This is a genomic window from Mycobacterium sp., from assembly GCF_036490025.1.
Taxonomy (GTDB): Bacteria; Actinomycetota; Actinomycetes; order Mycobacteriales; family Mycobacteriaceae; genus Mycobacterium.
Genome location: NZ_DASXEP010000202.1, coordinates 1 through 26,217, shown reverse-complemented (window position 1 = coordinate 26,217; position 26,217 = coordinate 1). Strand labels below are relative to the sequence as shown.

30 protein-coding genes are annotated in these 26,217 nt (G+C 66.0%); 22 read left to right on the top strand and 8 right to left on the bottom strand.

All coding sequences use genetic code 11. The annotated features are described in order from the left end of the window. The first annotated feature begins 13 nt into the window (after positions 1-13). The 7 genes from VGG53_RS23845 to VGG53_RS23815 are packed head-to-tail and all read left to right on the top strand — an operon-like array spanning position 14 to position 5,418. Positions 14-1,537: an aldehyde dehydrogenase family protein gene (locus tag VGG53_RS23845; protein ID WP_331520593.1), complete on the top strand. Its 1,524-nt coding sequence runs from the start codon at positions 14-16 to the stop codon at positions 1,535-1,537. Then, the gene (locus tag VGG53_RS23840; RefSeq protein ID WP_331520592.1) at positions 1,537-2,028 is read left to right on the top strand and encodes a DUF779 domain-containing protein; all 492 of its coding nucleotides are present in this window, start codon (positions 1,537-1,539) and stop codon (positions 2,026-2,028) included. The genes VGG53_RS23845 and VGG53_RS23840 overlap by 1 nt, the downstream gene beginning before the upstream one ends. A 28-nt stretch (positions 2,029-2,056) precedes the next feature. Further along, on the top strand, positions 2,057-2,335 hold the full coding sequence (locus VGG53_RS23835; RefSeq protein ID WP_331520591.1) for a putative holin: 279 nt from the start codon (positions 2,057-2,059) through the stop codon (positions 2,333-2,335). Continuing rightward, complete coding sequence (locus VGG53_RS23830) at positions 2,328-2,939, top strand: hypothetical protein (RefSeq protein WP_331520590.1); 612 nt, start codon at positions 2,328-2,330, stop codon at positions 2,937-2,939. Before VGG53_RS23835 ends, VGG53_RS23830 begins: the two co-directional genes overlap by 8 nt. Before the next feature lie 33 nt (positions 2,940-2,972). Then, positions 2,973-3,686 carry a helix-turn-helix transcriptional regulator gene (locus VGG53_RS23825; RefSeq protein ID WP_331520589.1) on the top strand — a complete coding sequence of 238 codons (714 nt, stop codon included), beginning with the start codon at positions 2,973-2,975 and terminating at the stop codon, positions 3,684-3,686. Positions 3,687-3,717: 31 nt separating this feature from the next. Continuing rightward, positions 3,718-5,112 (top strand): dihydrolipoyl dehydrogenase, encoded by a 1,395-nt coding sequence (gene lpdA, locus VGG53_RS23820; RefSeq protein WP_331520588.1) that lies wholly within the window; start codon positions 3,718-3,720, stop codon positions 5,110-5,112. Between the two features lie 15 nt (positions 5,113-5,127). After that, positions 5,128-5,418, top strand: a complete 291-nt coding sequence (locus VGG53_RS23815) for a hypothetical protein (protein WP_331520587.1) — start codon at positions 5,128-5,130, stop codon at positions 5,416-5,418. Here VGG53_RS23815 and VGG53_RS23810 read toward each other — a convergent pair. Both VGG53_RS23810 and ramB read right to left on the bottom strand, forming a co-directional pair. Further along, the gene (locus VGG53_RS23810; RefSeq protein WP_414689048.1) at positions 5,409-5,972 is read right to left on the bottom strand and encodes a carboxymuconolactone decarboxylase family protein; all 564 of its coding nucleotides are present in this window, start codon (positions 5,970-5,972) and stop codon (positions 5,409-5,411) included. The two genes, VGG53_RS23815 and VGG53_RS23810, sit on opposite strands and share 10 nt — an antisense overlap. Beyond that, positions 5,969-7,390, bottom strand: a complete 1,422-nt coding sequence (gene ramB / locus VGG53_RS23805) for an acetate metabolism transcriptional regulator RamB (protein ID WP_331520586.1) — start codon at positions 7,388-7,390, stop codon at positions 5,969-5,971. The genes VGG53_RS23810 and ramB overlap by 4 nt, the downstream gene beginning before the upstream one ends. A gap of 190 nt (positions 7,391-7,580) precedes the next feature. On the opposite strand from ramB, the gene VGG53_RS23800 reads away from it, so the two are divergent. The 6 genes from VGG53_RS23800 to VGG53_RS23775 all read left to right on the top strand — a co-directional run bounded on the left by VGG53_RS23800 (position 7,581) and on the right by VGG53_RS23775 (position 14,350). Beyond that, complete coding sequence (locus VGG53_RS23800) at positions 7,581-8,378, top strand: acyl-[acyl-carrier-protein] thioesterase (protein ID WP_331520585.1); 798 nt, start codon at positions 7,581-7,583, stop codon at positions 8,376-8,378. Positions 8,379-8,639: 261 nt separating this feature from the next. After that, entirely contained in the window at positions 8,640-9,926 is a 1,287-nt protein-coding gene (aceA, locus tag VGG53_RS23795) for an isocitrate lyase (protein ID WP_331520584.1), read from the top strand. 158 nt (positions 9,927-10,084) lie between these two features. Next, positions 10,085-10,945: a 3-hydroxybutyryl-CoA dehydrogenase gene (locus tag VGG53_RS23790; protein ID WP_331520583.1), complete on the top strand. Its 861-nt coding sequence runs from the start codon at positions 10,085-10,087 to the stop codon at positions 10,943-10,945. 120 nt (positions 10,946-11,065) lie between these two features. Then, positions 11,066-12,316 carry a KasA/KasB family beta-ketoacyl-ACP synthase gene (locus tag VGG53_RS23785; RefSeq protein WP_331520582.1) on the top strand — a complete coding sequence of 417 codons (1,251 nt, stop codon included), beginning with the start codon at positions 11,066-11,068 and terminating at the stop codon, positions 12,314-12,316. Positions 12,317-12,440: 124 nt separating this feature from the next. Further along, positions 12,441-13,373 carry a cyclopropane mycolic acid synthase family methyltransferase gene (locus VGG53_RS23780; RefSeq protein WP_331520581.1) on the top strand — a complete coding sequence of 311 codons (933 nt, stop codon included), beginning with the start codon at positions 12,441-12,443 and terminating at the stop codon, positions 13,371-13,373. Between the two features lie 89 nt (positions 13,374-13,462). Beyond that, complete coding sequence (locus VGG53_RS23775; RefSeq protein ID WP_331520580.1) at positions 13,463-14,350, top strand: cyclopropane mycolic acid synthase family methyltransferase; 888 nt, start codon at positions 13,463-13,465, stop codon at positions 14,348-14,350. Between the two features lie 21 nt (positions 14,351-14,371). On the opposite strand, the gene VGG53_RS23770 is transcribed toward VGG53_RS23775, so the two are convergent. Together VGG53_RS23770 and VGG53_RS23765 are read right to left on the bottom strand one after the other, a co-directional pair. Next, on the bottom strand, positions 14,372-15,433 hold the full coding sequence (locus tag VGG53_RS23770; protein ID WP_331520579.1) for a prenyltransferase: 1,062 nt from the start codon (positions 15,431-15,433) through the stop codon (positions 14,372-14,374). An 18-nt stretch (positions 15,434-15,451) separates the two neighbouring features. Continuing rightward, on the bottom strand, positions 15,452-16,153 hold the full coding sequence (locus tag VGG53_RS23765; RefSeq protein ID WP_331520578.1) for a TetR/AcrR family transcriptional regulator: 702 nt from the start codon (positions 16,151-16,153) through the stop codon (positions 15,452-15,454). A 283-nt stretch (positions 16,154-16,436) separates the two neighbouring features. Here VGG53_RS23765 and VGG53_RS23760 point away from each other — a divergent pair, with 283 nt between their 5' ends. The 6 genes from VGG53_RS23760 (at position 16,437) to deoC (ending at position 20,367) form a co-directional block, all read left to right on the top strand. After that, positions 16,437-17,750 (top strand): DUF445 domain-containing protein, encoded by a 1,314-nt coding sequence (locus VGG53_RS23760; RefSeq protein ID WP_331520608.1) that lies wholly within the window; start codon positions 16,437-16,439, stop codon positions 17,748-17,750. A 96-nt stretch (positions 17,751-17,846) separates the two neighbouring features. Beyond that, positions 17,847-18,239, top strand: a complete 393-nt coding sequence (locus VGG53_RS23755; protein ID WP_331520577.1) for a helix-turn-helix transcriptional regulator — start codon at positions 17,847-17,849, stop codon at positions 18,237-18,239. 58 nt (positions 18,240-18,297) lie between these two features. Further along, entirely contained in the window at positions 18,298-18,909 is a 612-nt protein-coding gene (locus VGG53_RS23750; RefSeq protein ID WP_331520576.1) for a heparin-binding hemagglutinin, read from the top strand. Between the two features lie 135 nt (positions 18,910-19,044). Continuing rightward, positions 19,045-19,269, top strand: a complete 225-nt coding sequence (locus VGG53_RS23745; RefSeq protein ID WP_414689050.1) for a DUF2516 family protein — start codon at positions 19,045-19,047, stop codon at positions 19,267-19,269. A gap of 4 nt (positions 19,270-19,273) precedes the next feature. After that, positions 19,274-19,696, top strand: coding sequence for a DUF2599 domain-containing protein (locus VGG53_RS23740; RefSeq protein ID WP_331520575.1), 423 nt, complete (start codon positions 19,274-19,276; stop codon positions 19,694-19,696). Further along, complete coding sequence (gene deoC / locus VGG53_RS23735; RefSeq protein ID WP_331520574.1) at positions 19,696-20,367, top strand: deoxyribose-phosphate aldolase; 672 nt, start codon at positions 19,696-19,698, stop codon at positions 20,365-20,367. The genes VGG53_RS23740 and deoC overlap by 1 nt, the downstream gene beginning before the upstream one ends. Positions 20,368-20,380: 13 nt before the next feature. Here deoC and VGG53_RS23730 read toward each other — a convergent pair whose 3' ends face one another. From VGG53_RS23730 to VGG53_RS23720, 3 genes are all read right to left on the bottom strand, one after another. Continuing rightward, positions 20,381-21,346, bottom strand: coding sequence for a DUF2993 domain-containing protein (locus VGG53_RS23730; RefSeq protein ID WP_331520573.1), 966 nt, complete (start codon positions 21,344-21,346; stop codon positions 20,381-20,383). A 189-nt stretch (positions 21,347-21,535) separates the two neighbouring features. Beyond that, positions 21,536-22,498 (bottom strand): DUF2993 domain-containing protein, encoded by a 963-nt coding sequence (locus VGG53_RS23725; RefSeq protein ID WP_331520572.1) that lies wholly within the window; start codon positions 22,496-22,498, stop codon positions 21,536-21,538. After that, positions 22,495-23,322: a carbon-nitrogen hydrolase family protein gene (locus VGG53_RS23720; protein ID WP_331520571.1), complete on the bottom strand. Its 828-nt coding sequence runs from the start codon at positions 23,320-23,322 to the stop codon at positions 22,495-22,497. The genes VGG53_RS23725 and VGG53_RS23720 overlap by 4 nt, the downstream gene beginning before the upstream one ends. Before the next feature lie 105 nt (positions 23,323-23,427). Here VGG53_RS23720 and VGG53_RS23715 point away from each other — a divergent pair, with 105 nt between their 5' ends. Continuing rightward, positions 23,428-23,862, top strand: a complete 435-nt coding sequence (locus VGG53_RS23715) for an SRPBCC family protein (protein ID WP_331520570.1) — start codon at positions 23,428-23,430, stop codon at positions 23,860-23,862. A gap of 11 nt (positions 23,863-23,873) precedes the next feature. Here the strand turns inward: VGG53_RS23715 and VGG53_RS23710 are convergent, their stop codons facing one another. Next, the gene (locus VGG53_RS23710) at positions 23,874-24,398 is read right to left on the bottom strand and encodes a DUF2505 domain-containing protein (protein WP_331520569.1); all 525 of its coding nucleotides are present in this window, start codon (positions 24,396-24,398) and stop codon (positions 23,874-23,876) included. Between VGG53_RS23710 and VGG53_RS23705 the strand changes: the two genes are divergently transcribed. Both VGG53_RS23705 and VGG53_RS23700 read left to right on the top strand, forming a co-directional pair. Then, positions 24,379-25,512 carry a UDP-N-acetylmuramate dehydrogenase gene (locus VGG53_RS23705; RefSeq protein ID WP_414689047.1) on the top strand — a complete coding sequence of 378 codons (1,134 nt, stop codon included), beginning with the start codon at positions 24,379-24,381 and terminating at the stop codon, positions 25,510-25,512. The two genes, VGG53_RS23710 and VGG53_RS23705, sit on opposite strands and share 20 nt — an antisense overlap. Before the next feature lie 46 nt (positions 25,513-25,558). Next, the coding region (locus VGG53_RS23700) for an Ig-like domain-containing protein (protein ID WP_331520567.1) at positions 25,559-26,217 on the top strand (659 nt) is incomplete at its 3' end.

The following is a 26,217-nucleotide window of genomic DNA, read 5'->3' as shown; positions in this document are numbered from 1 at the left end:
AGGAGGAGTGGCGATGACCGTCTTCGCACGACCGGGTTCCGCCGGGGCGCTGATGTCCTTTGAATCGCGCTACCACAACTTCATCGGCGGTGAGTGGGTCGCGCCGGGCGCCGGCCGCTATTTCGAGAACCTGACGCCGGTCACCGGCCAGCCGTTCTGCGAGGTGGCGCGCTCGGATGCGTCGGACGTCGACAAGGCGCTCGACGCTGCCAACGGCGCGGCGACGGCATGGGGCAAGACCGCGCCGGCTGAGCGGGCAGCGATCTTGAACAAGATCGCCGACCGCATCGACGCGAACCGCGATGCGTTGGCACTGGCCGAAGTCTGGGACAACGGCAAGCCGATCCGGGAGGCACTCGCCGCCGATATTCCGTTGGCCGCGGACCATTTCCGGTATTTCGCGGGCGCCATCCGGGCCCAGGAAGGCTCGCTGTCGCAGATCGACGACGACACCGTCGCCTATCACTTCCACGAGCCGCTGGGCGTTGTCGGGCAGATCATTCCGTGGAACTTCCCGATCCTGATGGCCACCTGGAAGCTGGCGCCGGCGCTGGCGGCAGGCAACGCCGTGGTGCTCAAGCCCGCCGAGCAGACGCCGGTGTCGGTGCTCTACCTGATGTCGCTGATCGGCGATCTGCTGCCGGCCGGAGTGGTCAACGTCGTCAACGGGTTCGGCGCCGAAGCCGGCAAGCCGCTGGCGTCGAGCAACCGGATCGCCAAGGTCGCCTTCACCGGCGAGACCACCACCGGGCGACTGATCATGCAGTACGCCAGCCAGAACCTGATCCCGGTCACCCTCGAACTGGGCGGCAAGAGCCCCAACATCTTCTTCTCCGACGTGATGGCCGCCCACGACGACTTCCAGGACAAAGCGCTGGAAGGGTTCACCATGTTCGCGCTCAACCAGGGCGAGGTATGCACCTGCCCGTCGCGCAGCCTGGTGCAGGCCGACATCTACGACGAGTTCCTGGAACTGGCGGCGATCCGCACCAAGGCGGTCCGGCAGGGCGACCCGTTGGACACCGAGACGATGGTCGGTTCGCAGGCCTCCAACGACCAGCTGGAAAAAGTGTTGTCCTACATCGAGATCGGCAAAGACGAAGGCGCAAAGATCATCACCGGCGGGGAACGCGCCGAGCTGGGCGGTGACCTCTCCGGTGGCTACTACGTGCAGCCCACCATCTTCGCCGGTACCAACCAGATGCGGATCTTCCAAGAGGAGATCTTCGGGCCGGTCGTCTCCGTCGCGTCGTTCACCGACTACGACGACGCGATCTCGATCGCCAACGACACCCTCTACGGCCTGGGGGCGGGAGTGTGGAGTCGCGACGGGAACACCGCCTACCGGGCCGGCCGCGACATTCAGGCCGGCCGGGTTTGGGTCAACTGCTACCACGTCTACCCGGCGCACGCCGCGTTCGGCGGGTACAAGCAGTCCGGCATCGGCCGGGAGAACCACAAGATGATGCTGGACCACTACCAGCAGACCAAGAACCTGCTGGTGTCCTACTCGCAAAAGGCGCAGGGCTTCTTCTGATGACGCCCCGGGTAGTGATCACCGCCGATGCCGCCAAGCTGCTCGGTCAGCTGCAAAACCAGCACGGGCCGTTGATGTTTCATCAGTCCGGAGGCTGCTGTGACGGCTCGTCGCCGATGTGTTACCCGGACGGGGACTTCATCGTCGGCGACCGCGACGTGCTGCTCGGGGTGCTCGACAGCGGAGCAGACGGGGTGCCGGTGTGGATCTCGGGCCCGCAGTTTCAGGCGTGGAAGCACACCCAGCTCGTCATCGACGTGGTGCCCGGCCGTGGCGGCGGGTTCAGCCTGGAAGCGCCCGAGGGGATGCGGTTTTTATCGCGCGGGCGTGCGTTCAGCGCCGACGAGAACGCCGAGCTGGCAGCGGCTCCGGTGATCACCGGAGCCGACTACGAGAGCGGCGACCGGCTGGCGGAGCGTGCGCCGGTGGTGGCTGCCGCCGTCGACGCGTGCCCGGTACCCGCGGGGCGCGCCGCGCCGGTAAACCCGTAGCGGGCAGCAGCCGCAGTATCTTTTAACCGTGATACCGCTGCCGCGGCCCTGGCTTCTGACCAGCGCGATGCTGCTCGGCGTCGCCACCGGGCTGCTGGGCGGAACGGCCGCACTGACCGTGGACCACGCCCGGATGCGCCCCGATGTCGCCATCGGATTGGTGGTCGGCTTCCCCAGCGCCGTCGGGCTACTGGTGATCCTGCTGGCCCGGCACCGGTGGCTGACCGCACTGGGCGTGTTCATCCTGGCCCTGGCGCCGGGATGGTTCGGCGTGCTCGCACTGGTCGAGGTCGTGACCCGTGCCTGATCACGAACGCCCGGACACCGAATCGATGCCGCTGACCGAGCCCTACAAGCCGAGCTTCGACACCGGCGTACACCAGCGAGCCGAGCCTGAGCTGATCGAGCCCGTGCCGCCGCCTCGTCGGCGCCGGTGGTGGCATCGACGGTCGGACGCCCCCGCGACTGAGCCGGCGGATGAGCAGGTCGGCAGCTTCCCCCCGGCGGCCTACACCGCGACGACCGACGCACCGCCGTCCGAGGAGCTTCCCGCATCGTCGAGCGCGCTGCCCGGCCGGTATGAATACGTGCGGTGGTGGCAGTTCCTGCTGATGCTGCTTACGGTCTGGGTTCCGGCGGCGGCGGTCGGTGCCGGCCTGTTCTACTGGTGGAGCCACGACGGCTCCCGGCACAAGACCGCAGTGGTCTTCGTCGTTCTGATCTATGTCGTCGGGTGCACGGTCGCCGGTCTGATACTGGCGATGGTGCCCGACCGGCCGCTGGTGTCGGCGGTGGCCATCGCGCTGATCTCGGCGGTGTTCGCATCCGTTGTCGCCGCAGCCCCGGTCTACGGTGCGTTCTACTGCCAACACAGCCAGCGTCATTGCCTGGCGGGCGTGCTGCCGTACTGAGCAGTCGAACTATCGCTGTGCAAGGCTGGCGGGGTGAGCGACACGCGCCGATCTACGGCCCGCGGGCCGCAGGCTGATCGCAACCTCACCTCCATTGCCAGCGTGATCGAAGACCCCACCCGCTCGGCCATGCTTGCCGCCCTGGTCGGCGGGCGGGCGCTGCCCGCCGGCGAGCTGGCGCGGCGAGCCGGGGTGCGGCCCGCCGCCGCCTCGGTGCATCTGCGCCGACTCACCGAGGCAGGCCTGATCCGGGTCCGGGCCCAAGGCCGGCACCGCTATCACGAGATCGTCAACCCAGAGGTGGCCACGGTGTTGGAGGCCATCGCGCAGATCGCGCCGCCGGCCCCGGTGCGCTCGCCCGATCGGCAGCGGGCCGCTTGCGCGCTGGCCGAGGCGCGTACGTGTTACGACCACCTGGCCGGCCGCCGCGGCGTGCAACTGCGCGACCGGCTGCTGGCCATCGGAGCGATCCGCCACCTCGACGACCGCGACCACGAGCTCACCGACCACGGGCAGGGCCTGGTCGACCAACTGGGGATCGACCTGGCCGCGCTGCGGGCCAGCCGACGGGTGTTCGCCCGCTGCTGCGTCTACTGGACCGACCGCCGGATCCACCTGGCCGGGGCGCTTCCTGCCGCCATCACCAGTGCGTTCATCGACCGTGGCTGGCTTGCTCAGGCGCCGGGTCGCAACCTGCGCGTCGCCGACGGCTTCGACGACCGGATCGATGAATGGCTGGCCGGCTGATGCCCGGTGTCCGGCCATTAGGGTAGGGGCCGTGACCCACTTTGACGTTGTCGTGCTCGGAGCCGGACCCGGCGGATACGTAGCGGCCATCCGCGCCGCGCAGCTGGGACTGAATACCGCCGTCGTCGAACCGAAATACTGGGGCGGAGTCTGCCTCAACGTCGGTTGCATCCCGTCCAAGGCTTTGCTGCGCAATGCCGAACTCGCGCACCTTTTCAACAAGGAAGCCAAGACCTTCGGCATCAGCGGTGAGGTGACGTTCGACTACGGCGCCGCCTTCGACCGAAGCCGCAAGGTGGCCGACGGCCGGGTGGCCGGCGTGCACTTCCTGATGAAGAAGAACAAGATCACCGAGATCCACGGTTACGGCAAGTTCACCGACGCCCACACGCTGTCAGTCGAACTCAATGAAGGTGGAACCGAGGCCGTCAGCTTCGACAACGTCATCATCGCCACCGGCAGCAGCACCCGGCTGGTCCCCGGCACCTCGTTGTCGAAGAACGTGGTCACCTACGAGGAACTGATCCTGTCCCGCGAGCTGCCGGAATCGATCATCATCGCCGGCGCCGGGGCCATCGGCATCGAGTTCGGTTACGTGCTGAAGAACTACGGCGTCGACGTGACCATCGTCGAGTTCCTGCCGCGCGCGCTGCCCAACGAAGACATCGATGCCTCCAGGGAAATCGAAAAGCAGTTCAAGAAACTCGGCGTCAAGATCCTCACCGGCACCAAGGTCGAGTCGATCGCCGACGACGGATCCGTGGTCACCGTGACCGTCAGCAAAGACGGCAATGCCGAAGAACTCAAGGCTCAGAAAGTGTTGCAGGCCATCGGATTTGCACCCAACGTCGACGGCTTCGGGCTGGAGGCGGCCGGGGTGGCGCTGACCGACCGCAAAGCCATCGGCATCACCGACTACATGCGCACCAACGTCGACCACATCTACGCCATCGGTGATGTCACCGGGTTGCTGCAGTTAGCGCACGTCGCCGAGGCACAGGGTGTGGTTGCAGCTGAAACCATCGGCGGCGCAGAGACTTTGGCCCTCGGCGACTACCGCATGCTGCCGCGCGCGACGTTCTGCCAGCCGAACGTCGCGAGCTTCGGGCTCACCGAACAGCAGGCCCGCGACGAGGGTTACAACGTGGTGGTCGCCAAATTCCCGTTCACCGCCAACGGCAAAGCGCACGGCGTGGGCGACCCCAGCGGTTTCGCCAAGCTCGTCGCCGACGCCAAGCACGGCGAATTGCTGGGCGGACACCTGGTCGGCCACGACGTCTCCGAGCTGCTGCCCGAGCTGACGCTGGCGCAGAAGTGGGATCTGACCGCAAACGAGTTGGCGCGCAACGTCCATACCCATCCGACGATGTCTGAGGCGTTGCAGGAGTGCTTCCACGGCCTGACCGGACACATGATCAACTTCTGACGCTAACATGGCGAAGTGGCCAGATCTAAAGCGCTGCGAGCCGAATCGATTTGGGCCGCGCTCGGCGGTCTTCTCGCTGGTCATGTGCTGTGGTTGGTGGCGTTCACGATCGGAAATGACGTGACCACGGTGGGCCTGTGGGGTCCGGTGGTGCTGGTCGTCTCGGTGGCGTTCGCGCTGGGCACGACGCTGTGGGGACGGCGGCTGCAGGGGCGGGGGAATGCCACGCTGGCATCATTCGCATTCGCGTTGCCGGTAATCCCGGTTGTGCTGTCGGTGGCTGTGCTGGTCAGCAGCTACTTGTGAGCACCCGGGTGGTCTAGCGGAATCTGCAGGGCCGACATCGTTGCGGCCAGACAGTCGTATTGTCCTGCAAGCAGGCAAAATTCGATGATCTGACGCCGATCGAGATGCTTGGACAGCTGCTGCCAGACCTCGGCGCTGATCGAACGGCTCAGGGTGAACTCGTCAGTGGCCCGCAGCAGTGTCTGTTGCCGGTCGGTGAGCCCGTCGGCGGCTCCCGGGGTGTTGGGCCAGGCGAAGATCAGCTCCTGTGTCTGGTCGTCGAGCCCGCGCCGGCGCCCCATCCAACGGTGATGCTGCAGCTCGTACTCCGAGTCGCGTAGGTGGGCGACGCGCAGGATCACCAGCTCGGTGTCGACCCGCGGCAATCGGCCCCGTAACAGCAGCGCGGAATACGGCATCATCGACAGGAACAGCCGCTTGTGCTGGCCCAGCGTGGCGAACAAATGCATCTTGGGTGCGCGCACGGTGCGGGCGGCCGACTTCGCCAAAACCCAGTTGATCGGCCCGAGTTCGCGGAAGCCGCCCGCCGGGATCCGGCCCGTCAAATCGGTCACGGTTGCCTTACCAAGTACGGCGAGACCGTGCTGCGGTGCTCGTCGAGATCCAGTGCCCGGCCCAACGCGGGGAACGCCCGCTGCGGACAGTCGTCGCGTTCGCAGACCCGGCAGCCCGCGCCGATCGGGGTGGCTGAAACGTTTGGGTCGCCGGACAAATCGAGTCCTTCCGAGTAGACAAGCCGGTGGGCGTGCCTGAGTTCGCAGCCCAGCCCGATCGCGAAGGTCTTACCGGGCTGACCATACCGCGATGCCCGCCGCTCGACGGTGCGGGCCACCCACATGTAATTGCGCCCGTCCGGCATCTGCGCGATCTGCACCAAGATTTTGCCCGGGTTGGCGAACGTCTCGTAGACATTCCACAGCGGGCAGGTGCCGCCGCTGGAGGAGAAGTGAAAACCGGTGGCCGACTGGCGTTTTGACATATTGCCGGCGCGGTCGACGCGGATGAACGAGAACGGCACGCCGCGCATCGACGGCCGTTGCAGCGTCGACAGCCGGTGGGCGATGGTCTCGTAGCTCACCGCGTAGAACGCCGAGAGCCGCTCGACGTCGTAGCGGAAATTCTCAGCGATGTCGTGGAACTGCCGGTACGGCAGCACCGTTGCGGCGGCAAAGTAGTTGGCCAGCCCGAGGCGGGCCAGCTTGCGGGACTCGTCGCTGGTGAAGTTTCCCTCGTCGACCAGACTGTCGATGAGCGTCCCGTGCTCCAGGTAGGCCAGCTCTGCGGCGAGCTTGAACGCGTACTGACCCGATGGCAGGTGTCCGCCGATCTCCAGCGTCCGCGATTCCGGATCGTAGCGATGAAGGACGTTGTGCCCCAAATCGATTCGCTTGATGTGGACATCGTGCACCGAGGTCAGCCGGTCGGACAGGTCGCGCACCAGATCGGCGCGGTGCATGCGCATCCGCACGGTGAGCTCCTCGGCTGCCGTGTCCAGCTCGTGCAGGTAATTCTGTCGCTCATAGAAGTAGTCGCGCACTTCTTCATGAGGCATGGTGATCGAACCGCTGCCGCTCCCATCGGAGAAACGGTCTTCGGTGGCGGCCGCGAGCTGTGTGGTCGTCAGCCGGTACCGACGATGCAGGTTGACCAAGGCCCGGGCCAGAGCCGGGTGCGAGCCCACCACGTCGGCCAGCTCCGACTGATCCACCTCGACGCCGAGGTCGTGGTCGAGAGTGACCTCGCGCAGCTCGGCGAGCAGGCGGGTGTCGTCCTGCGAGGCGAAGAAGGTGGCGTCGACACCGAAGACCTCGGTGATGCGCAGCAGCACCGCGACGGTCAGCGGCCGGACGTCGTGCTCGATCTGGTTGAGATAACTCGGTGAGATGTCCAGCATCTGCGCCAGCGCGGCCTGGCTGAACCCACGCTCGCTGCGCAGCTGCCGGACGCGCGAGCCAACGAATGTCTTGGCCATCTGACCAGCGTACCCAGCGTTGCGAAGACCGGGTTAGCGAAATTTGCACGGCGCTGAGGATTGGCGCCGCGGCAAGGTCATTTGGCATCATTCCGGCTTGCGGGAATCTAAGCTTGGCCGCCTGGCTAGCAAGGATTATGTCGGGTTGCGCGAGACAGGCCCAGCATGAGGAGCAGCGGGGAGTGAAGCCGTGAGCATGGACAAAGTGATGATGCCGGTGCTCGATGGGCATCCCGACGTCTTCGACCGGGAATGGCCGCTACGCGTCGCCGACATCGACCGGGAGGGCCGGTTGCGGTTCGACGCGTCAGCCCGCCACATCCAGGACATCGGCCAGGATCAATTGCGCGAGATGGGGTTCGAGGAGACTCATCCGCTGTGGATTGTGCGCCGTACGATGATCGACCTGCTGCGCCCGGTGGAGTTCGGCGACATGTTGCGGATGCGCCGCTGGTGTTCGGGTACCTCGAACCGGTGGTGTGAGATGCGGGTGCGCATAGACGGGAAGCGCGAGGGCGGCCTGGTCGAGTCCGAGGCGTTCTGGATCAACATCAACCGCGAGACCCAGATGCCGTCGCGCATCTCCGACGACTTTCTCGAGGGCCTGCGCAAGACCACCGAGGTCGACCGGCTGCGGTGGAAGGCATACCTGACTGCCGGCAGTCGCGACGACGCCGCGGAGATCCACGAGTTCCCCGTTCGGGTCACCGACATCGACCTTTTCGACCACATGAACAACTCGGTGTACTGGAGTGTGATCGAGGACTACCTGTGGTCGTTCCCGGAGCTGCTCAAGGCGCCGCTGCGGGTGGTCATCGAGCACGATGCGCCGGTGGCGTTGGGGGACAAGTTGGAGATCATCTCCCACGTCCACCTGCCCGGCTCGACCGATCGCTTCGGTCAGAACCTGGCCGACCGCACTGTTAGAACGCTCACATATGCGGTCGCCGACGAGGTCAAAGCGGTCGCGGCGATCTTCCCGCTCTAACCGTACAAGCGTTATGCAAACGGCTGGCCTGACCTGCGAATTTAAGTTACCCGCTGGTAGAAACTGAACCGTTTCAGTTACTTCGTACCTTCGCAAACTTTGCAAAAAGTGGCCGGCCCCTAGCCAAACTTGGCATAGAAATGGGTGGACCTGCAGCGCTGACCTGTGCCATCTTCGGCTTAGTAGATCAGCACGATGCTGGGGTCCTTAGCAAGCCTGGAAATCCGAGGTCCTCAGATCACAACCTTGAGGAGCAGTGCTATGTCGAGCGTTGGCACGCCGAAAAGCCCCGAACAGATCCAGAAAGACTGGGACACCAACCCGCGCTGGAAGGGCATCACCCGCACCTATACCCCCGCCGACGTGGTGGCCCTGCAGGGCTCGGTCGTCGAGGAGGCCACCCTGGCCCGTCGCGGCGCCGAGGTGCTGTGGAGCCAACTGCACGACCTGGAGTTCGTCAACGCGCTCGGCGCGCTGACCGGCAACATGGCCGTCCAGCAGGTGCGCGCCGGCCTGAAGGCGATTTACCTGTCTGGTTGGCAGGTCGCCGGTGACGCCAACCTGTCCGGCCACACCTACCCCGACCAGAGCCTGTACCCGGCCAACTCGGTGCCGCAGGTGGTCCGCCGGATCAACAACGCCCTGCTGCGCGCCGACGAGATCGCCCAGGTCGAGGGTGACACCTCGGTGGAGAACTGGCTGGCCCCGATCGTCGCCGACGGTGAGGCCGGCTTCGGTGGCGCGCTCAACGTCTACGAACTGCAGAAGGCCATGATCGCCGCCGGTGTGGCGGGCTCACACTGGGAGGACCAGCTGGCCTCGGAGAAAAAGTGTGGCCACCTCGGTGGCAAGGTGCTGATCCCGACCCAGCAGCACATCCGCACCCTGACCTCGGCTCGCCTGGCGGCTGACGTCGCCGACGTGCCGACCGTCGTCATCGCCCGTACCGATGCCGAGGCCGCGACCCTGATCACCTCGGACGTCGACGAGCGCGACCGTCCGTTCATCACCGGTGAGCGCACTGCCGAGGGCTTCTACCGGGTGACGAACGGTCTGGAGCCGTGCATCGCCCGCGCCAAGGCCTACGCGCCGTACTCCGACCTGATCTGGATGGAGACCGGCACTCCGGACCTCGACCTGGCCCGCCGCTTTGCCGAGGGCGTCAAGAGCGAGTTCCCCGACCAGATGCTGGCCTACAACTGCTCGCCGTCGTTCAACTGGCGCAAGCACCTGGACGACTCGACGATCGCCCGGTTCCAGAAGGAGCTCGGCGCGATGGGCTTCAAGTTCCAGTTCATCACGCTGGCCGGTTTCCACGCGCTCAACTACTCGATGTTCGATCTGGCCTACGGCTATGCCCGCAACCAGATGAGCGCCTACGTCGAGCTGCAGGAGCGCGAATTCGCCGCCGAGGAGCGCGGTTACACCGCCACCAAGCACCAGCGCGAGGTCGGCGCCGGTTACTTCGACCGGATTGCCACCACCGTCGACCCGACCAGCTCGACCACCGCACTGGCCGGCTCGACCGAACAGGGTCAGTTCCACTGAGCCGAGCAGCTTCTGCTGCGAGGCGAGGTGGAACCGACAGCGGTAGCCACTGAGCCGAGCAGCTGAGTTAGTCTGCCGAGCAGACGCAAAATCGCACTCCTGCAGCCCAGTTGATGCGATTCTGCGTCTGCTCGCGCGTTTGAGGAGGAGCAGTCGAAGTGAGCAATGCGATTGACCGCGTTGGCGTTCTCGGTGCCGGGCAGATGGGCGCGGGCATCGCCGAGGTGTCGGCGAAGGCCGGCACCGACGTGGTGGTCTTCGAGCCCACCGAGGAGCTGGCCGCCGCGGGCAAGGCCCGGATCGAGGCATCGCTGGAGCGGGCCGTCAGCAAGGGCAAGCTGGCCGCCGCCGAACACGAGGAGACACTCGCGCGGCTGCGCTACACCAGCAAGCTGTCCGACCTCGCCGACCGTCAACTGACCATCGAGGCGATCATCGAGGACGAGGCCATCAAGGCGAAGGTCTTCGCCGAACTCGACGACGTCATCACCGACCCGACCGCCGTGCTCGCGTCCAACACCTCGAGCATCCCGATCATGAAGATCGCTGCGGCGACCAAGAATCCGGGCCGCGTGCTCGGTCTGCACTTCTTCAATCCGGTTCCGGTACTGCCGCTCGTGGAGTTGATCAGCACGCTCGTCACCACCGACGAGGCCGTGGCGCGCACCGAACACTTCGCGAGTCAGGTGCTCGGCAAGAAGGTGGTGCGCTGCGGTGACCGCTCCGGCTTCGTCGTCAACGCGCTGCTGGTGCCGTATCTGCTGTCGGCCATTCGTATGGTCGAATCGGGCGTTGCGTCGGTGGAGGACGTCGACACCGCCGTCGTTGCCGGGCTGTCGCATCCGATGGGTCCGTTGCGGCTTTCCGACCTGATCGGGCTCGACACCATGAAGTTGATCGCCGACGCCATGTTCGACGAGCTCAAGGACGCGCATTACGCCCCGCCGCCGCTGCTGCAACGCATGGTCGAGGCCGGGCAGCTCGGAAAGAAATCCGGCAAGGGCTTCTACTCGTACTGAATAGGCGGGCTGCGGCATATCCCGGCGCGAGCCGGCCGCACGAGGTTTACCCTTGGTCGTTACCGGGTCATGGCTAAGAGGGTTGCCGAAAAGCCATCGACAAAGGAACGAAGCAAGCCCATGGCGGAGCTGTCGACCGGAAATGGTCTCGCCGATGTAGTTGTCACCGGTGTCGCGATGACGACTGCGCTCGCCACCGACGTCGGTGACACCTGGAAGCGGTTGCTGGACGGGCAGAGCGGGATCCGCAGGCTCGATGACGCGTTCGTCGATCGATTCGCCTTGCCGGTCCGCATTGGCGGGCATTTGCTCGAGGATTTCAACGAGCAGTTGACGCGAATCGAACTGCGGCGGTTTTTGTTCCTGCAGAAGATCTCGACGGTGGTCGCCCGGCGACTGTGGGAGAAGGCCGGCTCGCTCGACGTCGACACCAACAGGTTGATGGTGTCCATCGGCACCGGGATGGGTTCGACCGAGGAGTTCGTCAGGGTCAGTGACGACTTCCGCGAACGAGGTGTCCGAGCGATTTCCCCGTTGGGTGTGCAGAAGGCCATGCCCAACGCTGCCGCCGCGGCCGTCGGGCTGGAACGGGGCGCCAGAGCGGGCATCGACACCCCGGTGTCCGCCTGCGCCTCCGGCGCCGAAGCGATCGCTGTGGCGTGGCGCAGCATCGTGCTCGGCGACGCCGACATCGCGATCTGCGGCGGCGTCGAGGCCCAGATCGAGGCGGTCCCCGTCGCGGCGTTCGCCCTCCAGGACCTGCTGTCGACCAATAACGAGGACCCGGCCGGCGCATGCCGCCCATTCGACAAAGATCGCGACGGATTTGTGTTCGGTGAAGCGGGTGCGCTGATGCTCATCGAAACCGAGGAACACGCAAAAGCCCGCGGCGCCAACATCATTGGCCGACTCATGGGTGCCGGCATTACCTCAGACGGTTACCAGCCCGTATTGGCCGACCCCAGCGGTGAGCAGGCCGGCCATGCGATGACGCGAGCGATACAGCTCGCCGGACTCGCCCCGGGTGACATCGACCACGTCAACGCCCACGCCACCGGCACCGCCGCCGGCGACCTGGCCGAGGCGAAAGCCATCAACCGAGCGCTGGGAGCGCACGCGCCCGCGGTCTACGCCCCGAAGGCGGCGCTGGGCCATTCGATCGGTGCGGTCGGCGCGGTGGAGTCGATTCTGACCGTGTTGGCGTTGCGCGACGGCGTCATCCCGCCGACGCTGAACTTGCGGAACCTCGACCCGGAGATCGAACTGGATGTCGTGACCGGTGAGGCGCGGCCGGGTGACTACCGGTACGCGGTGAGCAACTCATTCGCCTTCGGCGGCTACAACGTCGCTCTCGCGTTCGGAAAATACTGATGCCGACATGCCGATTTGACCGCGGGGGCTACCCTTACTTCTCAAGGGTGGGGCGTAACCTCATGCTCGTGTCGAGCCTACGGCACAGTCGCGTTTCGTAATCTCCGATAATTCAGGACAAACGGTGGCAGATACCTCAAGCGCAGCAACTAGTGCTCAATCCAAGTGGTTGTCGAAGTCCGCGGCGCAGACCCGCGGGTCGAACGCCAAGGAAGTCCAATTCCACTACGACATCTCGAACGACTTCTTCAGGCTGTGGCAGGACCCGAGCCAGACCTACAGCTGTGCGTACTTCGAGCGCGACGACATGACGCTCGAAGAGGCGCAACGGGCCAAGGTCGACCTGTCGCTCGGCAAGCTCGGCCTGAAGCCCGGGATGACACTGCTCGACATCGGCTGCGGGTGGGGCTCGACGATCATGCGGGCGGTGGAAAAGTACGACGTCAATGTCATCGGATTGACGCTGTCGGAAAACCAGAAGCAGCACATCGAGGACCACTGGTTCGCGAATTCGACCAGCAAGCGTCACATGGAAGTGCGGCTGCAGCCGTGGGAGGACTTCGACGAACCGGTCGACAGAGTGGTGTCAATCGGCGCGTTCGAGCACTTCGGCTTCAACAAGTACGACGACTACTTCAAGAAGACGTTCAACTTGATGCCCGACGACGGCGTGATGATGCTGCACACCATCATCATCCCGAGCGACGAGGAGATCAAAGAGCGACAGCTACCGCTGACCATGTCGCGGGTGCGGTTCATCAAATTCATCATGGACGAGATCTATCCCGGCGGTCGTCTGCCGCTGGCCGCCCAAGTCGAAGATCACGCGGTCGAGGCGGGCTACACGGTGACCCGGAAGCAGCGGCTACGCCCGCATTACGCCCGCACCCTCGACACGTGGGCGAGCAACTTGGAGTCGAAGAAGGACGAGGCCGTCGCCATCACGTCCGAGGAGATCTATGAGCGCTTCCTGAAATACCTCACTGGTTGCGCCGACCTGTTCCGTAATGGCTATACCGACGTCTGTCAATTCACCTGTGAAAAGGCCCCCGCGTAGCCGGATTTAGGAAGGTGCGTTATACAGATCGTTCGGGAAAGCAAAACCCAACGAGCTGAATACGATTGACGGTGAAAGGCCAATCTCAGATGACGGACAGCGGGTCGGACGGCTCGTCGAAATTGCGGCCGGCGTACGAGGACGTCCAAGCCCACTACGATCTCTCCAACGATTTCTTCGGCCTGTTCCAAGACCCGACGCGCACCTACAGCTCGGCGTACTACGAACGCGATGACATGACGCTGGAAGAGGCCCAGATCGCCAAGATCGACCTCGCGCTCGGCAAGCTCGGACTGCAACCCGGCATGACCCTGCTCGACGTCGGCTGCGGCTGGGCCTCGGTCATGAAACGCGCCATCGAACGCTATGACGTCAACGTCGTCGGGCTGACCTTGAGCAAGAACCAGTACGCCTTGGGGCAGCAGGTGCTTGATCAGATCGACACCGGCCGCACGCGCCGAGTCCTGCTGCGCGGCTGGGAAGAGTTCGACGAGTCCGTCGACCGCATCGTCAGCATCGAAGCGTTCGAGGCGTTCCCCAAATCGCGCTACAAGGCGTTCTTCGATCTGTGCTATCGCGTCATGCCGAGTGACGGCCGGATGGTTCTGCAGACGATCATGGGACACCCGCTCAAGCGCTGGCCGGAGATGGGCATCCCGATCACCATGAGCGACCTCCGGTTCATGAGGTTCATCGCCGCCGAGATCTTTCCCGGCGGCGCGGTGCCGTCCGACGAGGACGTCGTCGAATACTCACGTAATGCCGGGTTTTCGGTAGAGCTGTTGCAGAAGATCACCCCGCACTACGTCCGCACCCTCGATACCTGGGCGACAAGACTGGAAGCCGCGCGCGACGAGGCCATCGCGGTGACCTCCGTAGAGGTCTACGACCGCTACATGCACTATCTGACCGGGTGTTCCGACTTCTTCCAGCGCAACATCTCCGAGGTCGGCCAGTTCACCCTGGTGAAGAACTAGCGCTTCGGGTTCGAATCCGGGCTACGGCGACGTCTGCCAGTACACGTGCGAGAAGTGGTACAGGGAGCCGAGTAAGTCGGCCGGCAGCACCGCACCGATCGCCAGGCCCGCCACCAGCAAGGCGCCTGCTTGGCGCACGTGCACCCAGGCCAGCGCCGCGTACCACAGCGGCCACACCGGAAACCCAGCCGGCGGTTCGTCGGGCGGCGGGCGGCGAAAATACGGCCACACCTTGACCAGCCGGGGCAGCGCCAGGGCCACCAGTAGCGCCGGCCACGGCATCGCCTTTGCCAGTACCGCGGCCACCACCAGCAGGTAGAACCCCACCATCATCGCCAGCGTCACCGCGCGGGCCCGGGCTTCACCGACGATGACCGGCAGGGTGTGGATCCCCAGCGGCTGGTCGTAGGGGATCTTGTCGATGTGCTTGCCCATCAACACCGTCGTGCACAGCAGCCCGTAGGGCAGTGACGCCAGCAGCACGTCCCAGCCGACGTTGCCGACCGCGGAGTAATAGGTGCCGCAGATCATTAGCGGACCCCAGACCACCAGCACGTCCGGCTCGCCGAGTCCGCGCTTCTTCAGGCGCAGCGGCGGCGCGGTATAGGCGAAGCTCAACACGAAACCCGAGAGCGCGAATGCCACGACGGGCCAGCCCCGCGCCCAGGTCAGCACGATCAGGATCGCCAGATCGGCCAGATTCACCAGCCCGATCGCGATGAGCAGGGTGCGACGGCTGACCAGTCCCGAGAGCACCGGATGCGGGGCATAGAGCGCACGCGGATAGGTGGCGCTGTCGGTGCCGGTCTGGGTGTCGTACAGATCGTTCATCAGGTTATTGGCGGTATGCGCCAGCAGGATTCCGGCGATCGCGAGAACCAGCCAACGCCAATCCAATCCGCGTTTTCCCACCGCCAACAGTGCGGCGACCAATCCGGCGAACAGCGTCATCGGGAGCACCGCCGCGCGGGTGACGACCAGCCACCGGGTGACGGCGTCGACCGGTCCGTCCGGCGGCGGATTGGTGGTGCGCAGGGCGTAGGCCCACGAGCTGATGCGAGATCGCGCCTTCACGTCGCTCATGGGCGCCAACGTAGTCCGCTAATCAGCTAGTGGCGGCACAATCGGCGAGGGATGCGGTTGGCCGCGGAACTTCTCCAGCGAGCCGCCGACCTCGACAATCCCGCACAGTGCGCTCCAACTCAGCATGGTCAGGTAGTCGATCAACTCGTCGGACGTCATCCGCGGGTCCAGCAGCCACGAGTGGGTGGCCAACTGCACCCCGCCGACGATCATGTAGGCCCACGGCTCGACGCCGCCGAGGTCCATCCCCTCGGGTCGCATGCGGCGGCGCAGCATTACCGCGAGCATGCGGGCAATGATTCGCTCGGAATCGGCAACCACCCTGTTCTTGCCGGCCGAGTTGTTGGCCATCACGAACCGGTAGGGCTCCGGCTCAGAAGCCACTGTTTCCACGTAGACCCGGATGATCTCTCGGGTGAGGTCGAAGCCGTCCAGGTTCGACGACAACGCCTTGGCCATGTTGGGGATCAGGGTGATCTGCGCGAACCGCATCATCACCGCGGTGGTCAGGTCGTTCCTGTCGACAAAGTAGCGGTAGAGCACGGTCTTGGAGACCCCGATCTCTCCGGCGATCTCGTCCATGCTGACGTATTGACCACGCCGCCGGATGGCCTCGATCGTCCCGTCGATCAGCTCATTGCGGCGTTCCACCTTGTGCTGGTGCCAACGTCGCTTCCGGCCATCGGTTTTTACTGTCCCGGCCGGGATCTGCTTTGCCACTATCGCCGGTTCCTATCCACTCGATGCTCCTGATGGTACGGGTAATATCCGACTGTTTCTCGGCTGTACCTCATAGAACAGCGTTGTGCCCGCGGGACGGTAACAGTTACCACGACGAACCACCGGGTTCCCTGTGCAGGTCCGGGGCCGGCGTCGTCACCGAACTTCGACGTCGATAGCGGATGATGGTGGGGTGTCAGTCGGACTGAACGGGAGACCCGCCTCGGGACCCAAACACCGAGCCGAGCCGCGGCGCCCGCCGACGGCGCGCACCGATCCGGAAATGCCGCCGGAGAAGGAGCCGACCAAACCCGCATCCTTCGCGGAGTCATTCGCCGGGGCCGACCCGCAAGCCGATGCCGACCGGCAGCGGGCACTACGGCGAATGAAGGTTGTGGCACTTGGCTTTCTGGTCGGCGCCACCGTGGTGTTCCTCGGCTGCCGGTGGGCGCAGGCCGCCGGGGCCGGCGCCGCCTGGGTCGGCTACGTCGGCGCCGCCGCGGAAGCCGGCATGGTCGGTGCTCTCGCGGACTGGTTCGCTGTGACCGCATTGTTCAAGCACCCCTTGGGCATCCCGATTCCGCACACCGCGATCATCAAGCGCAAGAAGGACCAGCTCGGTGAGGGCCTGGGTAATTTCGTGCGGGAGAACTTCCTGTCACCTCAGGTGGTGGAGACCAAGCTTCGCGACGCGCAGATCCCGAGCCGGCTGGGCAAGTGGCTGTCGGAGACCGCGCACGCCGAGCGGGTGGCCGCCGAGTCGGCAACCGTGCTGCGGGTGCTGGTGGAACTGCTGCGCGACGACGACGTCCAGCAGGTGATCGACCGGGTGATCGTGCAGCGCATCGCCGAGCCGCAGTGGGGTCCGCCGGTGGGCCGGGTGTTGTCCACGTTGCTTGCCGAGAACCGGCAGGAGGCCCTCATCCAGCTGCTGGCCGATCGGGCGTTTCAATGGTCGCTGAACGCCGGAGAGGTGATTCAGCGCGTGATCGAGCGCGACTCGCCGACCTGGTCGCCGCGGTTCATCGACCATCTCGTCGGCGACCGCATCCACCGCGAGCTGATGGACTTCACCGACAAGGTGCGCCGCAATCCGGAACACGAACTGCGCCGGTCGGCGACTCGTTTTCTCTTCGAATTCGCCGACGACCTGCAGCACGACGACGCGACCATTGCCCGGGCCGAGGCGGTCAAGGAGCAGTTGATGTCGCGCGACGAGGTCACCAACGCCGCGGCGACGGCGTGGAAGACACTCAAGCGACTGGTGCTCGAGGGGGTCGACGACCCGTCCAGTGCACTGCGCAGCCGCATCACCGACGCGGTCGTGCGCATCGGTGAGTCACTGCGCGACGATGCCGGGCTGCGGGACAAGGTGGATAACTGGATCGTGCGGGGCGCTGAGCATCTGGTCGCTCAGTATGGGGTAGAGATCACTGCGATCATTACTGACACGATCGAGCGCTGGGATGCCGAGGAGGCCAGTCGGCGTATCGAGCTACATGTGGGCCGTGACCTGCAGTTCATCCGGATCAACGGCACTGTGGTGGGCTCGCTGGCCGGGCTGGCCATCTACGCGATCGCGCAGCTGCTGTTCTGAGCCCTGCTAACAGTGCTTGCAAAAGCTAGCACTGGTTAGCTACCGTGGGCGGCGTTCGCACCAACCAAGCCGACGCTCAGGACTAAAGGGGCCGCCATGTCGCAAGAGGAAAACCTTGCCGCCGTGGTGTCCACCGCTGCGTCGGACATCGGCAGCTTCATCAAAGCGCAGCGTGAAGCAGCTCAGGTATCGGTGCGACAACTGGCGGAGAAAGCCGGCGTCAGCAATCCCTACCTCAGCCAGATCGAGCGTGGTTTGCGGAAGCCGTCCGCTGGTGTGCTCAACCAGCTCGCCAAGGCGCTGCGAGTCAGCGCGGAGGTGCTCTACGTGCAAGCCGGAATGCTCGAACCCGGCCCGAGAAGCGAAGTCCGTGACGCCGTCGTCACCGACACGACGATCACCGAGGGGCAGAAGCAGGTCCTGCTGGACATCTACACGTCCTTCGTTCAACAAAATGAGGCTGCCCGGGGGGAGATCACCTCTGGATAAACCCGGAAGCCCAACGCAAATCCACTGACGCACAACGAGAATGACGAAAGGAAACACCATGGCGGACAACACCAACCCGGCCATCGACGACCTGAAGGCCCCGCTGCTCGCTGCACTGGGCGCCGCCGACCTTGCCCTGGCCACGGTCAACGACTTGCTCGCCGAGCTGCGTGAGCGCGCCGAGGAGACTCGCACCGACACCCGCAGCCGGGTCGAGGAGAGCCGGGCTCGCCTGACCAAGCTGCAGGAGGACCTGCCCGAGCAGCTGCGCGACCTGCGCGACCGATTCACCGCTGAGGAGCTGCGCAGCGCCGCAGAGGGCTACGTCGAGGCGGCGACCTCTCGCTACAACGAACTGGTGGAGCGCGGTGAGGCCGCACTGGAGCGGCTGCGCAGCCAGTCCGGTCTGGACGACGCCTCGGCGCGTGCCGAGGGCTACGTGGATCAGGCCGTCGAGCTGACCCAGGAGGCCCTGGGCACCGTTGCGTCGCAGACCCGCGCGGTCGGCGAACGCGCCGCCAAGCTGGTCGGCATCGAGCTGCCGAAGAAGACCGACGCGGCCGCCAAAAAGGCGCAGAAGGCCGTCGCCAAGAAGGCTCCGGCCAAGAAGGCTCCCGCCAAGAAGGCCCCGGCCAAGAAGGCCCCGGCCAAGAAGGTCACCCAGAAGTAATCCGACCGACTGACCACTCGACTCCGAGTCGCCCCACCGGGTGACTCGGAGTCGACGTTTCTGGCGCCGCCCGCTTACCCTTACTGCGTGAGTCTTGTGAATAGCGTCCTTTTGGTCCTGCAGGTCGCCGTGGCGATGACAGCGCTCTACGCCTTCGTGCACGCGGCCATGCAGCGGCCCGACGCCTACACGGCCGCCGACAAGATGACCAAACCAGTGTGGTTGTTGATCTTGGGCCTCTCGGTGCCGCTGACCATGATGCTCAGTGCGCTGGGGGCGACCGTGGGTGCGTGCGCGGCAGGTGTCTACCTGGTTGACGTGCGGCCCAAACTTCTTGAGATTCAGGGCAAGTCGCGATAGCGATATGCGAGTTCTGATCCTCGCGGCGACGGCTGTCGGCGCGCTGTCGGGTATTGCTCCCGCGTCCGCTGAACCGGGTTCTGGCGCGTTGGTTTACCCGACGCCGTTCGTCGACCGCATCCAATGGGCGCAATGGAACCAACTGTCGAGTCTGCGGGTCTATCCGACGGCGTCCGGCCGGGCCGCGGCCAGGCGTCTGGGATCGTCGGGACCCGAAGCCGACGAGGCCTGGTCGGAGGTGCTTGCGCTGGCGCCACAGGCCGACACCCCGGGCATGCGCCCGCAGTTCCTCTGCCATTGGGAACTCGCCGAGATCGCCCAACCCGGCAAGGTCAGTTGGAATCTGGAGCCGTGGCGGCCGGTTGTCGATGACGCGACGATGGTCAGCTCCGGCTGCAATCCCGGCGGCGGGCACGAGCCGTTCTGATGCCCGGCCGATTGACCCGCGAGCAGGTGGCCGCCCTGGTCGACCACACGCTGCTCAAACCCGAGTCCACCGCCGCCGAGGTGGCCGCGGTCGCCGACGAAGCCGCGGCGCTGGGGGTCTGCGCGGTCTGCGTCTCGCCGTCGATGGTGCCCAACGCAACGCACGCGGGGGTGCTGGTCGCGGCGGTGGCGGGCTTTCCGTCGGGCAAACACCTGCCCGAACTGAAGGCGCGGGAAGCCGCGCAGGCCGTCGCATCCGGCGCCGGCGAGATCGACATGGTCATCGACGTCGGGGCCGCGGTCGCCGGCGACATCGATGCCGTGCGGTCAGACATCGCGGTGGTGCGTGCGGCGGTGCCGGGCGCCGTGCTGAAGGTGATCGTCGAGTCGGCCGCGCTGTTGACGCTCGCCGATGAACGCACACTGGTGGCGGTGTGCCGTGCCGCGGTCGACGCCGGCGCCGATTTTGTGAAGACCTCCACGGGATTTCATCCCGCGGGCGGCGCGTCGGTGGCCGCTGTCGCGTTGATGGCCGACACCGTCGGGGGACGGCTGGGGGTCAAAGCCAGCGGTGGTATCCGCACGGCCGACGCAGCCCTGGCGATGATCGATGCGGGTGCGACCCGGCTCGGGCTGTCGGGCACCCGCGCTGTGCTGGACGGTCTGGGTTGAATTGCCCGGCAGGCTAGATCCCGCTGAAGCAGTCCTGACCGGACTGCGGCTGCGACGACGACGCCGGGATAGTGGCGTTGCTGGACGAGAACGTGGCCTCGACCCCGGTACTGGTGACCTTCACGCTATCGGCGTGGATGCCCAGCGGATAGTTCTGGGTCGCTTTCGACGTGAGCTCGTCCAGGTTCTTTTGGACCGTGTCCGTTGACATTGTGGAGCCCAGCGCAGACAAGCTGACCACCTGCAACGAGAGCCCATTGTTGACGATCTGTGGCTTGACGGTGGCTTTGTCCAGCAGGCCCTTCAGTTCAACGGTGCCGTCACTGGTGTTGGTTTTGACGTCGCCGGTGACGAGCTTGCCCAGCACCGGGACGGCGTCCTGGATCGACTGCTTGATGCCGTCCGCGGACCAGCTGATGGTGCCGTTCAGCGACCCGATCGTGCCCTTGGAGTTGTTGGTGCTGTTCAGATTGATGTCGCGGATGTCGAGGCTGACCTTCATGCCTTTGGCCGACCGCACCTGGTTGCCCGCGGTCTGCACCGATATGTCGGTGTAGTGACTGGTGGTGTACTGCCACAGCACCGGCGGGACTGCGGCGAACGACACGCTGGCGCTGTCTTGCACCTCGCACTGCACGGCGTTCGCGACCTTGCTGCTCGCGAGCTGGCGGGCATACAGCTCCGCGCCGACCGGCACGGCGATGACGAGCAGCGCCACGATCAGCAGGATCAGCAACAGCGACGTCCGATTGGCGAAAAATCGACGTCCGCCCGGCGCCTTTGGTTCCGCGGGCGGCGGAGGCGGTGTCGGTATCGATATCCGGGTGGTCAGTTGTTCGTGCGGGTGACGCGGGGGACCGGGCTGCTGTGGCCGCGGGTTGGGCGGCAGACCGGCCTGTTGCGGCGGCCGATTGGGCGGGGGCACCGGCTGTTGCGGCGGGCGACCGGGCGGGCGCCCGGGCTGCGGCGGCCGCGGCACGTCACGAGCCGATGGCGGCTGCGGCCGGCCGGGCTGGGGGATGTGGCGCGTCGGTGATTCCGATGGCGGTGGAGGCTGACGTCGCGGAAAAAAGCCGCGATTGGGCGGTCCGGCGGGCCTGGGCGGACGACCTCTTTCCGGTGGCTCGTTGTTCGGGGGACCTGGTGGATTCGTCATTGGCAGCCTCCACTACACATGGGCGAAGCAGGGGTCGTTCTGAGCGGCCGGGATCGACGCGTTGTGCGTCGAAAAGTGTGCCACCACACCGTCGTTGGTGACTTGCACGCTGTCGGCCCGGATGCCCAGTGGATAGTTCTTGAGCATTGCCGAGGTAAACGTGTTGAGCGCCGCTTGCGCGGTCTCGTGCGGCACGATTGCGCCCATCGCGGTCACCTTGTAGACCCGCAGCGTCAGTTCGCCGTTGGCGACCTGCGGCTTGACGGTGACGCTGCCCAGCCCGAACGCCCCGCTGAGCACGATCGACCCGGCGCTGGGGTCCGTAGTCACGCTGTTGACCAGGCCACCGATGAACGGGATGGAATCTTGCACGGTCTCCTGGATGCCCTGCGATGTCCAGGTGATGGTGGCATCCAGCTCGCCGATGGTGCCCTTGGAATCTGCGTTGCCGTGCAGGTCGACGTCGTTGATGTTGATGTCGGCCTTCATGCCCTTGGCGTTGCGGACTTGGTGTCCCGCGGTGTGGATCGATATGTCTTTGTAGTGGCCGGCGAGGTGCTGCAACAGGAATGGGCTCGGGCCGAAGGACGCCGTGGCGCCGTCTTGGACCACACATGCGGTCGCCGAGGCGACGACGTCGTTGGCGCGGTGACGGGCATAGAGCTCGCCGCCGACCAGCCCGGCTATGACCAGCGCCGCCACGATGACCAGAACCAGGATGACCGACACGGGGTCGCCGCGGAAGCGGAAGCGGCGGCGTTTGGTTTTCACGGGTTCTGTGGTGTCCTGCGACGGCGGCTGACCAAAGGGCGCGGTAGCCGGGTATTCCTGAGCCGGCGGCGGATATGTCGGCGGAGCCGGTGGCGAATACGAAAAATCCGTCGGCAGCTCCGTCTGGGCGGGCGAATCCTGGTCCCCCGGACGAGCCCATATCGAGGACGGGTCCTGGTGTGGGGGTCCTTGCGGATTCGTCACCTGGGCGATTCTGCCTTATCCGGATGAGCGAAGGCTGAGTAGTTGCGTAGCACGGCGATAGTCTCGCGGGCCTTTGCCACGCGTTCCAGGGCGAGATCGGCGACCAGCAGCTGCGGCCCGGCACCGGCCGCGGCCACCACGTCGCCGAACGGCGAAACCACCAGGCTGCCGCCGACTCCGGTCGGCGCGCTGGAGGCCAGCGGCTCACCGGGATCGGCCTGCCCGGCCGCGACGATGTAGCTGGTTGAGTCCAGCGCCCGGGCGCGGGCCAACAGCGTCCATTGCTCGAGCTTTCCGGGCCCGGCGGCCCACGAGGCGCTGACCACGATCAGCTGGGCGCCGCGGCGGGCCAGCGTGCTGAACAGTTCGGGAAAGCGGAGGTCATAGCAGGTGGTCAGCCCCACCCCGACGTCGTCGACGCTGACCACGACCGGCTCGCGCCCCGGCGCGACAGTGTTGGACTCGGTGAACCCGAACGCGTCGTAGAGGTGGATCTTGTCGTAATGCGCGTCAGGCTCATTCGGAGCGCCCGGACCCGCAACAAGCAGCGTGTTGGCCACCCGGCCGTGGTCGGCTGGGGTGAACATGCCCGCGACGACCGTGATGCCGGCGTCGGCGGCGATCCGGCGCACGCCGTCGGCCCACGGCCCGTCGACCGGCTCGGCGATCCGGGCCAGCGGAACCCCGAATCGGCACATCGTCGCTTCTGGAAACACCACCAACGAGGCGCCGGCCTCGGCGGCCCGCCCGGTGTAGTCCCGGACCAGCCGCAGGTTGTCGGCAGGGTCGGTGCCACTGAGTATCTGTGCCACCGCGATCCGCATGACTGCCAGCCTAGATGGTTGGCCGGCGTCGAGTTGTTGGGCGAAATCGCCCGCGATCGTTCCCACCAAGTCGACGCTCGTGGCGGCATGCCAGAATCAGCGACCATGATTGAGTTCACTCTCACACGAGCGACGACGGCGCCGATCGAGACGGTGTTCGACGCTCTGACCAACCACCGCGGGATCGCGAACTACGTGCGTGCGGCCCGTCGCAGCACGCTGGACCGCGAGGGAACCCCCGCGCCCAACGGCGTGGGTGCCATCAGACGCATCGAGGCGTTCGGGCCCCCGATCGTCGAAGAGATCATCGACTACCAGCGACCCAGCCGTTACGCCTACAAGATGGTCTCCGGGGCGCCGGTGCGCGATCACGTCGGCACGGTCGAGCTGCGCGAAGCCGGCAGCGGAACCGAGGTCAGCTGGCACCTACGGTCGACACCCAAGATTCCCGGCCTCGATTGGCTGTTGAAGCCGGTGTTGAAGAGGGTCATCGGCGAACTGCTGAACGGCGCCGTCAATGCCGCCGAAGGTGGTGCCTGAGCGCTCGCGTGCTAGGCCGTTTCGCCGATCCACACCGTGGTGAAACGCTGCTCGGCGATCAGCAACTCGACCAGCTGGCTGCCGATGAAGTTCTCCAACTTGCCGCCGACCAGCGGCACCCGCACCTCGACGGTGGCGCGGAACTTCAACCGTGCGCCGCCCGACTCGGCCAGCGGATCCAGCACCGCGGTGCCGGTCAGCGACGCCGGCGCATCCAGGATCGAGCCGGTGATCGTCGCCGTCGCGGAGCCGTCGGTGATCGGCTCCCACCGCTCCTCGCGGCGGATGCGTAGATCGCCGCGGTGGAACTGAGTGACCACGCCCGGCAGCCGATCACTGCGCAGCACTTGGGTGGTGATCACGTCGATGCTGCCGTCGTCGCCGGATGGGCCGCCGAGTTGGAGCGAATCCAGGATCGTGTCGTCGGCACCCGAATCGGCCAGCCGGGCCAGCCAGTACTGCTCCTCGCTGAAGGCCCGGAGAACCTCCTCGACGGTGACCACGTAATCGGTGGACATGTCGAACGAACGCGGCATAGCAGGTCAGGCTACCGTCAAGACGCATGAAACCGGGTCTGAAGGGGGAGGGGTGGGAACGGTTTTCGCCGGTGCGCGCGTGGACGAGACGATGCCGCTGGCCCCGCTGACCACGCTGCGGGTCGGTCCGGCCGCGTCGCGGGTCATCACCTGCGCCAGCACCGAGCAGGTGGTGGCGACGCTGCGCCATCTCGACGGCCAGGGTGCTCAACCGCTGCTGGTGCTGGCCGGCGGCTCCAATGTGGTGATCGCCGACACGCTGACCGATCTCACCGTAATTCGGTTGGCCAACAACAACGTTCGTGTCGAGGGCGACATCGTGCGGGCCGAGGCGGGCGCGGTGTGGGACGACGTTGTCGTCGCGGCCATCGCGGCCGGCCTGGGCGGGCTGGAATGCCTGTCCGGCATTCCCGGTTCGGCGGGGGCCACCCCGGTGCAGAACGTCGGCGCCTACGGGGTCGAGGTGGCCGACACCATCACCCGGGTTCGGCTGCTGGATCGGCGCAGCGGGGTGGTCCGCTGGGCGGCGCCGGCCGACCTTGGTTTCGGCTACCGGACCAGCGTGCTCAAACACTCCGATGCGGCTGTCGTTTTGGAGGTGGAGTTCGCGCTGGACGCCTCGGGTCGCAGCGCGCCGCTGCGCTACGGCGAGTTGGTGACCGCACTGGACGCCACCGCCGGCGAGCGGGCCGACCCCGCGGCGGTACGCGCGGCGGTACTAGCCCTGCGGGCGCGAAAGGGCATGGTGCTCGACCCAACCGACCACGACACCTGGAGCGTCGGATCGTTCTTTACCAACCCTGTTGTCACACAGCAGCATTACCAAAAGCTGGCCGACGGCGGCGATCGCCCGGTTCCGCACTACCCGGCACCCGGCGGCGTCAAGCTGGCCGCCGGTTGGCTGGTCGAGCAGGCCGGCTTCGGCAAGGGCTACCCCGACGTCGGAGACGCACGCTGCCGACTGTCCACCAAGCATGCGCTCGCGCTGACCAACCGCGGCGGAGCCAGCGCCGCCGAAGTGCTGGCATTGGCGCGCACCGTCCGCGACGGGGTTCGTGACGTGTTTGGCGTCACATTGGTGCCCGAACCCGCGCTGGTCGGCTGCTTGCTGTAAGACCTGCGCGGCGGAGAGAGGTCGATTTCGCCGGTATCTTGATGTCGTGGACACAGCGCGCGGCCTCTCGCCGGTCACCCGGCGCCGGGCACTGACGACCCTGGCGGTCGGCGTCTTCGCGCCCAACGTGTTAGCTGCCTGCTTCGGCGGACCGGCCAAGCAGTCCGAGAAGGCCAAACCCGCGGCCGAAGCCACGGTGACGTACCGGCCGGCGGACAAGTCGACCAAGGTGTTGCCGACCGCTCCGGTCAGCGCCGAGATCCGTGACGGCTGGTTCCAGCACATCGCCTTGACCAACTCGGCCGGCAAGGTGGTCGCGGGCACCCTCAACCGGGACCGCACCCTCTATGCCGTCACCGAGCCGCTCGGCTACGACGCGACCTACAGCTGGAGCGGAACGGCAGTCGGTCACGACGGCAAGGCCCTCCCATTGAAAGGCGAGATCACAACCGTCGCACCCACCAAGGTGATCGATGGCGGGTTCCAGCTCGCCGACGGCCAGACGGTAGGCGTCGCGGCACCGGTGATCATCCAGTTCGACGGGCCGATCGCCGACAAGGCCGCCGTCGAGCGGGCGCTGAAGGTCACCGCCGAGCCGCCCGTCGAGGGCAGCTGGGCGTGGCTACCCGACGAGGTCGGGGGTGCCCGCGTGCACTGGCGCAGCCGGGAGTACTACCCGGCCGGCACCAAGGTGAACGTCGACGC